Genomic DNA, 12,587 nt, shown 5'->3' on the forward strand with positions numbered 1-12,587 from the left:
GGTCGGGTCAGGCGATGGCGCGGGCGCGGTTGCGCAGGGCGACCGCGGCCCGCTCCAGGCTGCCGAGCACGCCCGGCGGCAGTTCGTGGTGGCGACCCACGACCTCCTGCACCATCACCTGCATCGGCGCGGTCTCCTCGGCCTCCACCACCGCCAGCACCTTGAACGCGCTGCCCGGCGGGAACACCACCCGCTCCTGCAGCAGGTTGCCGAACGAGTCGACCACCGTCACCCGCCGCCCGGTCACCGACCACATCAGGAACTCGACCCGACCGTCGACCGGCAGCGCCGGCCCGGCCACCGTGTTCAGCAGGCCGTGCTCGACCAGGACGTCACCCGTCCGGTACTGCCGCGACCCGCCCCAGCACACCGTCACACCCTGGTACACCGGCAGCCGGCGCAGACCCGACACCACCGACGCCGCGTACGGCCACAGCCGACCCAGCTTCCCCGAGCGCAGCGCCTCGACCAGGATCTCCTCGTCGTGATGGAGGCACGCCGACACCGCCGCCAGGTCCGTCACCACGGCCTCGAACGCCTCGGAGTCGTCCGGGCGCTCCGCGATGTGCCGGCACGCCACCGCCGCGTGCTGCCCGTAGCGCTCGCCGAGCATCCGGCGCAGCGCGTCGCGCTCCTGCTCGGTGCTGCGGTGGTCCGGCGGCAGGACCTCGTCGCCGACCTGCTCGCCCCACACCGGCGCGGGGGAGTCGGCCAGCGGGCCGTCCACGCTCAGCGGCACCGGCTCGTCCGCCGCCACGGGCCGCGGCTCCTCCTCGGCCACCGGCGGTCGCGACGGCGGCGACGGGTCGCAGAACACGACCTTCAGCAGCCGCCGCACCTCCGGCTCCAGCCGTTCCACCAGCGACGCGCCGGCCACGGCCACCGCGCCGGCCGTCGTGCGTCCCGGCGTGCCGACGGTCAGCCGAGCCCACTCCGGGTCCACCGGCAGCGACCGCACCTCGGGGCCGTTGTCCTCGGCGTCACGCACCCACAGCCCGGACGGCACGACCTCCAGCACCACGCCGCCGCCCAGGTCGAAGATGCCCGCGCCGCGTTCCACCAGGCCCGGAGCGGGCGCCCGGTAACCCGACACGACCGGCACGCCCGCCCGCGCGTACCGCACCTCGGTCACGTACGGCCGCCACGTCTGCTGCCCGCGCGGGTTCACCGCCACCACCGCCGCGCCGGTGCGCACCGAACCCACCGGCAGGCCCGTGTACAGGGAGATCGGCTCGCCGAGCTCGTCGGCCACCGCCTGCGCCTGGTGCTCGCCGCCGTACCAGACCAGCCGCACCCGAGACCGCGCCGCCGACGGCAGCCCGCCCAGCAGGCGGCACACCTCGTCGGTGGGGATCGCCGGCTGCCCGGGACCGCCGATCACGACGGTCAGCACGTTGTCCCGGCACGGGAGCCCGATGACCGCCCGCGCGTCCGGCGCCTGGGGGTCGAACTGCGCGCGCTGGGCCCGCAGCCACAGCCCGGCCGGGATCGGTTCGGAGATGCCGACCTCACCGGTCGGCCACGGCGTGTTCGGGTCGACGGCCTCCCACTGCGGCACGGGGAACCGGCGGCCCATCGGCACCGGCGACGAGCCGGGCAGGAACCGCAGCCAGCAGCCGTACCCGCCGTTGCCCGCGACGAACGCCGCGCCCGGCACCGTGGTGACCGCGCCGTCCGGCGCCACCACCTCGGCCTGCAACTGCTCGGCGAGCCACTGCGCGGGCGCCGTCGGCCGCATCGAGCCCGAGTGCGAGGTCATCAGCCGCACCGGCCCCCGGCCGTGCAACGCGGTGGCCACGGCCGGCCAGAAGGACGACTCGTCGCCGTGCGGCGGGTCGATGACGACCACCGTGCGGCCTCGGTCCACCGGCAGGCTCCGGCCCACGGCGACCGCGGCCGGGGTCGCGCCCGCAGGCGGCCCGACCACCAGCGTGGCGCCCGCGAACGAGGCCGAGAACTGGGCGGGCGGGGGCGTCGGGGCAGCAGCCGGTTGGGGCGCGGGTGTGGGCTCCCGCTCGATCACGGGCTCCACTTGCGGGGCACGCTCCTTCGGTGCGGCACGTCGGAACATCAAGGCGCCCGATCACCTCCAGGCACGACAGCGCGGGAACGCCCGAACCCTACCCGGACGCCGTCGGGTCCGGGACCGGCGCGTGCCGCCACCCTCGTCCACTGTGGACCCCAGGACGGCGCCGACCAGCGCGCCGAACGCCAGGTGGTCCGCCCACCGGGCCGTCCGGCCCAGCTCCCCGGACTGCCGGGAACCGCCGGCCGACCAGTTCGAGATCCACTACCGCGATCAGCGCACCAGCGACCGCGCCGCGGCGCGCGTCCAACGACCACCGCCGGTCCACCAGCGCCTGCACGCACGTCCAGGACGCCGACACGCCCAGGTGCGCGAGACCACGCCCCTGACCACGCCCGTGCCGCCCGACAACGACGCCGCCGCCGGGTCGACCGCACAACGTCACGGGCCGTCCAGACGGCGTGCAGCGTCGAGGACGCGCCGCCGAGCACGCCCGCCACCAGCCACGCCCGCGCCGGCCGCCCGGCAGGTGTGGACCGGGCGTTCGAGGGGTATGGCCCTCGGGAGGGCGCGGTCACGTCGCCGGAGTGCCTGGTCCGATGTGGTGCCACGCTTCGAACCTCTGTTCGAGTATGGCAAGATCACAGGTGAACGACGGAACCACGTGCCCGACCGTATCCGGACACCGGGGACTCGGCAGATCGCCCTCGGTTACCGTGAACCGCTCGACGCACGCCACGACCTGGGGAGAACGACCCGGTGACCGCTGAGATCCTGTACGGGGCCGACGACCTGACCCACCTGGAGGGTCTGGAGGCGGTACGCAAGCGCCCCGGGATGTACATCGGGTCCACCGACAGCAGGGGCATCAACCACCTGTTCTCCGAAGTGGTGGACAACTCCACCGACGAGGGCGTGGCAGGCCACGCGACCAAGATCGTCGTCACGCTGCACGCGGACGGCAGCGTCCAGGTGGACGACGACGGTCGGGGCATCCCCACCGGCACCCACGCCAAGTCCGGCCTGTCCGGCGTCGAACTCGTGCTCACCAGGCTGCACGCCGGCGGCAAGTTCGGCGGCTCCGGGTACAAGACCTCCGGCGGCCTGCACGGCGTCGGCGCGTCCGCCGTGAACGCCCTGTCCCACCGCTTCGACGTCGTCGTCCGCCGCGAGGGCAAGACGCACGAGATGTCGTTCGCGCACGGCGTCCCCGGGGTCTTCGACGGCCCCGGCCCCAAGGCCGCCTTCACCCGCCAGTCCGGCCTGCGCGTCACCGGCCGCACCAAGCGCACCGGGACCTCCATCCGCTACTGGTACGACGCCCGCTACTTCGAGAACGGCGCCGCGCTCGACGTCGAGGCCGTCCGGACCAAGCTGCGCAACACCGCCTTCCTGGTGCCCGGAGTGACGTACGTCCTCAAGGTCGCCACCGGCGACACGATCAGCGAGGAGACGTTCCACTTCCCGGGTGGCCTGGTCGACATGGTCGACCACCTGGCGCCCGCGAGCGAGAAGCCCGTCTCCGGCACCCTGCTCATCAACGGCACCGGCGTGTACTACGAGAACGCGGCCGACGAGAACGGCGTCATGCGGTCCAAGGTGGAGCGCCAGGCCGAAGTCGAGATCGCGCTGCGCTGGGGCACCGGCTACGAGCGCATCGTCGAGTGCTTCACCAACACGATCCGCAACGTGCACGGCGGCACCCACCGGCGCGGCTTCGACCGCGCCGTCGTCAAGGCGATCCAGGACGCCATCGGCAGGACCAGGGGCCTGCTCAAGCCCAAGGAGGACCCGCCGACCCTGGACGACGTGCTGGAAGGCATGACCGCCGTGGTCCACGTCCGGATCCCCGAGCCGCAGTTCACCTCGCAGACCAAGGACGAGCTCTCCACCGCCGGCATCACCAAGGTGACCCTCGCCGTGGTGGAGAAGCACATCAAGGCCTGGACCGAGGACCGCCGAACCAAGGGCGAGGCCAAGGTGGTGCTCCAGAAGGTCGTCGACGCCGCCCGCGTCCGGCTGACCCAGAAGCACCAGAAGGACGCCGCGCGGCGCAAGACGGCCCTCGAAGGCGCCGCGATGCCCGCGAAGTTGGTCGACTGCCGCAGCACGGGCGTTTCGCGCAGCGAGCTCTTCCTGGTGGAAGGTGACAGCGCCCTCGGCTCGGCGCGCATGGCCCGCGTGTCGGAGTACCAGGCGCTGCTGCCCCTGCGCGGCAAGATCCTCAACGTGCAGAAGGCCAGCCTCGCCGACACCCTGCGCAACGCCGAGATCGCCAGCATCGTGCAGGTCCTCGGCGCGGGCACCGGCCGGACGTTCGACCTGGCCACCATGCGCTACGGCCGGGTCATCCTGATGGCCGACGCGGACGTCGACGGGTCGCACATCCGGACGCTGCTGATCACCCTGTTCGCCAAGTACATGCGCCCGGTGATCGAGGACGGCCGCCTCTTCGCCGCCATGCCGCCGCTGCACAAGGTCGTCACCAAGGGCCGCAACCCCGAGACCCACTTCACCTTCAGCCAGCGGGAGATGGAGCAGAAGGTCGCCCGGCTGGAGAAGGCCGGCAAGACGGTGGTCAAGCCGGTGCCCCGGTTCAAGGGCCTCGGTGAGATGGACGCGGACGAGTTGTGGGAGACCACCATGAACCCCGCCACCCGCTCGGTGCGCCGCATCACCATGCACGACGCGGAAGCCGCGGAAGCCGCGCTGGAGCTGCTGATGGGCGAGAAGGTCGAGCCGCGCCGCGCCTGGCTCGTCGAGTCGTCCGCCCGGGTCGACCAGTCCGCGATCGACATCTGACCCGCCTGAGCCGCCTGCCCGCCTGCCCGCCTGACACGAGGAAACGACCGACCATGGCACGCCGCAAGACCCCCACGACCAGGGTCGACCCGTCCGCCTTCGACCGCGCGGGCGCCCAGGTCTTCGACAACTCGCTCACCACCGAGATCGAGGACTCGTACCTGGAGTACGCCTACTCGGTGATCCACTCCCGCGCACTGCCCGACGCGCGGGACGGCCTCAAGCCGGTGCACCGCCGCATCCTGTTCTCGATGAACGAGCAGGGCTACCGCCCGACCAGCTCGTACGTGAAGTCCTCCCGCGTGGTCGGCGACTGCTTCGTCCGCGGCGCGCTCGTCTCCACCCCGGAGGGTCTGCGGCCGATCGAGGACATCGAGATCGGCGACCACGTGCTGGACGGTCGGGGCGAGCCGGTGGCGGTCAACGCCGTGTACGAGAACCCGGTGTCCGACCTGGTGCGCGTCACCTGGTCCGACGGCCACTCGATGCTCGTCACGCCCGGCCAGCGGTTCCGCACCCGTGACGACGCCGCCTCGGACGGGTGGACCGACGCCCGCGACCTGGCCGGCGCGCACACGGTCGGCTTCGGCGGCGAACGGCACGCGAACCTCCTCGCCGACGGCGACTCGTCCGGTTTCGTGCTGGGCCTGGTGGCGGCGTCCGGTGACGTGCTCGCCGACGGGCGGGTGCGGCTGGAACTGGCCGACGTCGACCCGATCGACATCGCGCACGGCTGGGCCATCGCGCACGACGTGACGGCGGCACGCGACAAGGTCGAGACGTCCGAGCGCGTCCGCCACACCCTCACCTTCGCCCGCCACGCCGACCTCGAAGCGGCGGTGGCCGGCCGGTACGAGGCCGTGCTCCGCGACCGCTCGGCGTGGACGCCGTTCCTGGCGGGCCTGTTCACCGCCTGCGGCTTCGTCCGCGACGGCCGCGAGATCGTCCTGCCCGGCGGCGAACCCGAGTACGCGGTGCTCGCCGACTCCGGCATCCGCACCCGGCGCGACGCCGGCTTCCTCACCATCACCGGCCGCGACGCCGCCGCGCTCGCCGTGGCGCTGCTGCGCTGGACCGGCGTCGGCCCGCGCCAGGACGGCCTGGTCCAGGTCATCCGCAACGCCCGCAACGCCGCCGACAAGCCGTTCCCGCAGGTCGTGTCGGTCGAGCCGGCCGCACCGGACACCACCTACGACATCCAGGTCGCCAGCGCCGAGCACGCTTTCGTGGTCAGCGGTTTCGTCGTGCACAACTGCATGGGCAAGTACCACCCCCACGGCGACACCGCGATCTACGACGCGATGGTCCGGCTGGCCCAGGACTTCTCGCTGAACACCCCGCTGGTCGACGGGCACGGCAACTTCGGCAGCCCGGACGACGGACCGGCGGCGTCGCGTTACACCGAGGCCCGGATGTCGCCCGCCGCGATGCTGCTGGTCGGCGAGCTGGACGAGGAGACCGTCGACTTCCGGCCCAACTACGACGGTTCCCTGCAAGAGCCCACCGTGCTACCCGCCGCGTTCCCGAACCTGCTGGTCAACGGCACGTCGGGGATCGCGGTCGGGATGGCGACGAACATGATCCCGCACAACCTGGGCGAGGTGGTGGCGGCGGCGCGGCACCTGGTCACGCACCCGGACGCCACGCTGGACAAGCTGATGGAGTTCATCCCCGGCCCGGACCTGCCGACCGGCGGGGTGCTGCTGGGGCTGGACGAGGTGCGCAAGGCGTACGAGACCGGGCGCGGTGTGGTGCGGATGCGGGCCAAGGTGGAGACCGGGCTGCTGGAGGGCAGCCGGGGCCGGCAGGCGATCACGGTCACCGAGCTGCCGTACGGCGTCGGGCCGGAGAAGATCATCGAGAAGATCACCGACGAGGTCACCAAGTCCAAGCGGCTGACCGGCATCTCCGACGTCAAGGACCTCACCGACCGCGAGAACGGCACCCGGGTCGTCATCGAGTGCAAGGTCGGCGTGAACCCGCAGGCCCTGCTGTCCGACCTGTACCGGTTGACGCCGATGGAGCAGTCGTTCGGCATCAACAACCTGGTGCTGGTGGAGGGACAGCCCCGGACGCTGGGGCTGAAGGCGCTGCTGGAGGTGTTCCTCAAGCACCGCTACGAGGTGGTCACCCGGCGCACCAAGTTCCGCCGGCGCAAGCGCGAGGACCGGCTGCACCTGGTCGAGGGCCTGCTCAAGGCGCTGCTGGACATCGACAAGGTGATCAAGCTGATCCGGGGCAGCGACAACGCCGCGGCGGCGAAGGAGGGCCTGGTCAAGGCGTTCAAGCTCTCCGAGATCCAGGCGACGTACATCCTCGACACGCCGCTGCGCCGGCTGACCCGCTTCGACGCGCTGGAGCTGGAGGCGGAGCAGGAGAAGCTGCGCAACGAGATCGCCGAGCTGAGCAAGATCCTGGACGACCCGGCGGTGCTGAAGAAGGTCGTCTCCACCGAGCTGGCGAAGGTGGCCAAGGACCTCCAGCAGGAGCGCCGGACCACGCTGCTCGACGGTGACCTGAAGGAGGTCCTGGCGGCGTCCAAGCCGGCCGGGCCGCTGGAGGTCGCCGACGACCCGTGCCAGGTGGTGCTGTCCGCGACGGGCCTGGTGGCGCGCACGGCGGCCGAGTCGGAGGAGGCGTCGGAGGCGCGTCGCCGCAACGGCCGGACGAAGCACGACGCGGTGGCGGCGACGGTGCACACGACGGCGCGCGGCCAGGTGCTGCTGGTGACGAACCGGGGTCGGGCGTTCAAGACGGACGTGCTGCCGCTGCCGGTGTTGCCGGAGCAGAGCGGCACGGTCTCGTTGAGCGGCGGCATGGCGGCCAGTGAGCTGGTCGACCTGGAGGCGGGGGAGAAGGTCGTGGGCATCGCGCCGCTGACCGACACCGAGTCGCCGGGGCTGGCGTTGGGCACCAGGCAGGGCACGGTGAAGGTGTGCTCGCCGGAGTGGCCGGTGCGGTCGGACGAGTTCGAGGTGATCACCCTCAAGGAGGGTGACGAGGTGGTCGGCGCGACGTGGTTGACCAGCACGGACGAGACGCTGGTGTTCGTGACGTCGGAGGCGTCGCTGTTGCGGTACTCGGCGTCGTTGGTGCGTCCGCAGGGCCTCCGGGGCGGCGGTATGGCGGGCATCAACGTCGGGTCGGAGGCGTCGGTGGTGTTCTTCGCGGCCGTGCGCACGGACGACGACGAGCACGGTGAGCCGATGGTCGTGACGTCGACGGGGCAGAGCGTGAAGGTGACGCCGTTCTCGGTGTACCCGGCGAAGGGCCGGGCGACGGGTGGTGTGCGGGCGCACCGGTTCCTCAAGGGCGAGACGGCGTTGGCGTTGGCCTGGGTGGGGCCGCGCCCGGCGGGTGCGGCGGACAACGGGTCGCCGGTCGAGTTGCCGGCGGCGGACGACCGCCGGGACGGTTCGGGGCACGCCCACCCGGGTCCCGACGTGGTGGGGCACTTGATCGAACGCGACTGACCCGCCGTCCGGCGCGATCTGCCGCATTCCCTGCGGAGGCCGCTGTCGCCTGTCACCCTGGATCGCAGACGGATCCGGGGGGATGCGCTTATGTGGCTTTTCCGTTCACTGGGGCCGTGCCGGGTGGAATGCGACGGGGAGGAAGTCCCGCTCGGCACGCCGCAGAACAGGGTTGTGCTGGCGATGCTCGTGCTGCACGCCAACGAGGTGGTGTCGGCCGGTCGGATCTTCGACGAGCTGTGGGGGCAGGGCCCGCCGTCGTCGGCGAAGGCGCAGGTGCACAGCATCGTGTTCCGGCTGCGCCGGCTGCTCGGGAGGACGCGGATCGGGACGGCGAGACCCGGGTACGTGCTCCGGGCGAGTCCGGCCGAACTGGAAGTGGACCTGGTCCGGGACGAGGTGGCGCACGCACGGCGCGTGCTGGCCGCCGGCGACGTCGAGTCGGGTGCGGCGGGGCTGCGGGCGGCGTTGGCGCGGTGGCGGGGGCCGGTGCTCCCGGAACTCCGCTGCGCGGTCCACGTGGCGGCCGGGCTGGAGGAGTTCCGGATGGCGGTCCTGGAGGACTGCGTGGACGCCGACCTGGCGCTCGGGCGGGACGCCGACCTCGTCGGTGAGCTGACCGGGCTGGTCGCCGAGCACCCGTTGCGCGAACGGCCGCGCGCGCAGCTGATGACCGCGTTGGCGTCGTCCGGCAGGGTCGCCGACGCTCTGGACGTCTACGCGGCGTTCCGCCGGACGATGGTCGGTGAGCTGGGCGTCGAGCCGTCGGATCGGCTGCGCGCGCTGCACTCCCGCATCCTGCGCGGCGAGGTCGCCCCGGCGTGGTGACCGCTCGAACAGGCCCGCGGCCGGGTGCTGTGCACCCGGCCGCGGAACCCGTTCACCCGGTCACGGGCAGACGCGCAGCGACGTCACCCGGTTGCGGTCCTCGGCGACCAGGTTGGTCTGGACGCCCGGTGCCACGATGAAGATCAGGTTGTTGTAGCCGCCGGCGTCGTAGAAGCACCAGTACTGCCCGGTGCGGTTCCACACGCTCTCGGTGGTGTTGTTCAGCCCCTGCGGGCCGCTGGAGTCGGCGAGGTCACCGTCACCGGACGCGAAGTAGCCGTACGGCCGGCCGCCGTTGAGGTTGGCGAAGATGCACTGCCGGGCGGACGGGCAGTCGCTCCACGCCATGGTGGAGACCGAGTCGCTCTGAGCCGTGTACGTCCGGACGTCGGCCTCGTCGGCGGCCTGGGCGGGAGCGCTGAGCAGTGCCACGGCGGCCACGACGCCGCCGATCATGGTGAGAATCCTGCGAATCACGATCAATCCCCCTCGGTTGTGCGCAGGCTTTGTGCCTTGCGGACAAGAGTGGGGAACCGCGCTAACTACTTTCTAACAGCAAACAACGGCGGATCAAGGAATCACGCCTCCGGCTGCCGGCCGAGGAAAACCGGGCCGTACCGCTCCAGGTTGGCGTTGGGGTGCAGGACCGCGTGCAGGTTCAACGCGTGCACGTCCCGTTGGATGCGGTGCAGTGCCGGGCCGCCCGCGCCGGGCCTGGTCGCATCGAGGGTGTTCGCTTCGAGGACGTCGACCGCGTCCCGGGCGCGCAAGCACGCCTCGCCGAGGTCGCGGCGCACCCCGGCGCGGTCCTCGGGCGTCCACCGCTCGCCGCCGGCGGCCTTGAGGTCGACCACGGAGGCGGTGCGCCGGGAGTGGAACTCGGCCTCGTCGGCGAGGACGGTGGCTTCGCGGACCCGCAGCGGGAACGCGGACGTGACCGCCGTGAACGCCTCCACCGCCGCGCGGGCCAGGCCGGCGGCGGGCGCGCTGACCGTGGCGCAGGCGGCGGGCACGAACGGCGCGCGGAACATCGGCGCGGAGGCGTCCGGGTGGGCTTTCAGCACCGGCGCGAGGTGCAGCACCCGTTCTGCCGGCACGAACAGGTCCTTGGCCACCGTGGTGACGCTGCCCGTCGCACGCAGACCGGTGGTGTGCCAGTCGTCCACGACCTCCAGGTCGACCAGCGGGATCGCCAGCGCCACCGGCAGCCGGTCCGGCGTGAGGATGGCGGCGTTCGTGGTCCAGTGGCTCTGCGGCGCGCTCGTCGTGAACGCCCACCGCCCGTTGACCAGCACCCCTCCGCGGACCGGCTCGGCCGTCGCGGTGGGGCTGAGGATGCCGGTGATCCGCACGTCCGGTTTGGCGAAGACCTCCTCCCGGACCTCGTCCGGGAACTGGCCGACCACCCACGTCGAGATGGACCAGACCGCCGCCGTCCACGCCGCCGACCCGTCGCCGCGGGCCAGTTCGGCGATGACCTCGACCGCCGTGGTCAGGTCGGCCTCGTGCCCGCCGTGCGCGACGGGCACCCGGAGGCCCAGCACACCGGCGTCGGCCATCGCCTCCAACGTGCCCTCGTGCAGCCTCCGGTGCTCGTCACCCCAGGCGGCGTGGGCGCGCAGGACAGGAACGATCTCGGCGGCGCGCCGGACCAGCTCGTGCACCGTGCCTCCCCCATCGGTGACCCGTGTGACACACCTTGGCGTGGTCCGCGCCACCAGACAACACCGGAATAGTCCAGGGGGCGGTACGGTTGTGCCAGATAGTTGAAAGCGCAACTACTTGAGGAGTGGCCATGCAGTTCGGTGTCTTCACCGTCGGTGACGTGACGCCCGACCCCACGACGGGCCGGACGCCGACCGAGGCCGAGCGCATCAAGGCCATGGTGGCGATCGCGCTGAAGGCCGAAGAGGTCGGCCTGGACGTGTTCGCGACCGGCGAGCACCACAACCCGCCGTTCGTGCCGTCGTCGCCGACCACCATGCTGGGCTACATCGCGGCCCGCACCGAGCGGCTGATCCTGTCCACTGCGACCACGCTGATCACCACCAACGACCCGGTGAAGATCGCCGAGGACTACGCGATGCTCCAGCACCTGGCCGACGGCCGGGTGGACCTGATCATGGGCCGGGGGAACACAGGCCCTGTGTACCCCTGGTTCGGCAAGGACATCCGCGACGGCATCGACCTCGCGATCGAGAACTACGCGCTGCTGCGCAGGCTGTGGCGCGAGGACGTCGTGGACTGGCAGGGCAAGCACCGCACGCCGCTCCAGTCGTTCACCTCGACCCCGCGCCCGCTGGACGACGTGCCGCCGTTCGTGTGGCACGGCTCGATCCGCAGCCCGGAGATCGCCGAGCAGGCCGCCTACTACGGCGACGGCTTCTTCGCCAACCACATCTTCTGGCCCAAGGAGCACTTCCAGCGGCTGATCAAGTTCTACCGGGAGCGCTACGAGCACTACGGGCACGGCGCCGCGCACCAGGCGATCGTCGGCCTCGGCGGACAGGTCTTCATGCGCCGCAACTCGCAGGACGCGGTCCGCGAGTTCCGGCCGTACTTCGACAACGCCCCGGTGTACGGGCACGGCCCGTCGCTGGAGGAGTTCACCTCGCAGACCCCGCTGACCGTCGGCAGCCCGCAGGAGGTCATCGACAAGACGCTGACCTTCCGGCAGCACTTCGGCGACTACCAGCGGCAGCTGTTCCTGATGGACCACGCGGGCCTGCCGTTGAAGACGGTGCTGGAGCAGTTGGACCACCTCGGCGAGATCGTGCCGACGCTGCGCCGCGAGTTCGCGGTCGGGCGGCCGGCGGACGTGCCGGACGCCCCGACCCACACGTCGATGCTTGCCGCGGGAGGGGTGAACAGCCGATGACGACGCTGGCCGTCGTGCAGGCCGGGCTCGGGTCGCCGTCGTCCACGCAGTTGCTGGCGACCCGCTTGGCCGAAGGTGTCGAACGGCTCGTGCCCGGCCTGGAGCTGCGCACGGTGCACCTCCGGGACGTGGCGCGGGACATCGCGGACAACCTGGTCACCGGGTTCCCCGGCGCGCGGCTGCGCGAGGTGGTGGAGTCGGTGGTCGGCGCGGACGGGCTGATCGCGGTGACGCCGACGTTCAACGCGTCCTACAGCGGACTGTTCAAGTCGTTCGTGGACGTGCTGGAGCCGGACTCGCTGGCGGGCAAGCCGGTGCTGATCGGCGCGACCGGTGGCACCGAGCGCCACTCGCTGGTGCTCGACCACGCGATGCGACCGTTGTTCGCCTACCTGCGGGCCATCGTGGCGCCGACCGGCGTCTACGCGGCGTCGTCCGACTGGGGCGCGGAAGGCCTGCCCGGTCGCGTCGACCGTGCCGCCGGAGAGCTGGCGGACCTGCTCGCCGGCCGTGCGTCCACCAAACCCGCGGAGCGGTTCGTGCCGTTCGAGGAGTTGCTCGCCGGGCGGTGAGCCGGACC

The 12,587-nt window shown here is 72.0% G+C and carries 8 protein-coding genes; 5 read left to right on the forward strand and 3 right to left on the reverse strand.

All coding sequences use genetic code 11. The features are described 5' to 3' along the window. Positions 1-7 precede the first annotated feature (7 nt). The gene (locus tag ACRAKI_RS15870; RefSeq protein WP_447007853.1) at positions 8-2,032 is read right to left on the reverse strand and encodes a hypothetical protein; all 2,025 of its coding nucleotides are present in this window, start codon (positions 2,030-2,032) and stop codon (positions 8-10) included. A 753-nt stretch (positions 2,033-2,785) separates the two neighbouring features. On the opposite strand from ACRAKI_RS15870, the gene ACRAKI_RS15875 reads away from it, so the two are divergent. The 3 genes from ACRAKI_RS15875 to ACRAKI_RS15885 all read left to right on the forward strand — a co-directional run bounded on the left by ACRAKI_RS15875 (position 2,786) and on the right by ACRAKI_RS15885 (position 9,129). Further along, a complete protein-coding gene (locus ACRAKI_RS15875; RefSeq protein WP_447007854.1) occupies positions 2,786-4,828 on the forward strand; it encodes a DNA gyrase/topoisomerase IV subunit B in 2,043 nt (680 codons plus the stop codon). 53 nt (positions 4,829-4,881) lie between these two features. Next, the gene (locus ACRAKI_RS15880) at positions 4,882-8,301 is read left to right on the forward strand and encodes a DNA topoisomerase (ATP-hydrolyzing) (protein WP_447007855.1); all 3,420 of its coding nucleotides are present in this window, start codon (positions 4,882-4,884) and stop codon (positions 8,299-8,301) included. A gap of 90 nt (positions 8,302-8,391) precedes the next feature. Beyond that, positions 8,392-9,129 carry an AfsR/SARP family transcriptional regulator gene (locus ACRAKI_RS15885; RefSeq protein ID WP_447007856.1) on the forward strand — a complete coding sequence of 246 codons (738 nt, stop codon included), beginning with the start codon at positions 8,392-8,394 and terminating at the stop codon, positions 9,127-9,129. Positions 9,130-9,189: 60 nt separating this feature from the next. Here ACRAKI_RS15885 and ACRAKI_RS15890 read toward each other — a convergent pair whose 3' ends face one another. Both ACRAKI_RS15890 and ACRAKI_RS15895 read right to left on the reverse strand, forming a co-directional pair. Next, a complete protein-coding gene (locus tag ACRAKI_RS15890; RefSeq protein WP_447007857.1) occupies positions 9,190-9,606 on the reverse strand; it encodes a peptidase inhibitor family I36 protein in 417 nt (138 codons plus the stop codon). A 101-nt stretch (positions 9,607-9,707) separates the two neighbouring features. Beyond that, on the reverse strand, positions 9,708-10,793 hold the full coding sequence (locus tag ACRAKI_RS15895; protein WP_447007858.1) for an acyl-CoA dehydrogenase family protein: 1,086 nt from the start codon (positions 10,791-10,793) through the stop codon (positions 9,708-9,710). Positions 10,794-10,924: 131 nt separating this feature from the next. On the opposite strand from ACRAKI_RS15895, the gene ACRAKI_RS15900 reads away from it, so the two are divergent. Continuing rightward, positions 10,925-12,007: an LLM class flavin-dependent oxidoreductase gene (locus ACRAKI_RS15900; protein ID WP_447007859.1), complete on the forward strand. Its 1,083-nt coding sequence runs from the start codon at positions 10,925-10,927 to the stop codon at positions 12,005-12,007. Continuing rightward, positions 12,004-12,579: an FMN reductase gene (locus ACRAKI_RS15905; protein ID WP_447007860.1), complete on the forward strand. Its 576-nt coding sequence runs from the start codon at positions 12,004-12,006 to the stop codon at positions 12,577-12,579. The genes ACRAKI_RS15900 and ACRAKI_RS15905 overlap by 4 nt, the downstream gene beginning before the upstream one ends. Positions 12,580-12,587 lie beyond the last annotated feature (8 nt).

It is taken from the genome of Saccharothrix isguenensis (assembly GCF_052936305.1).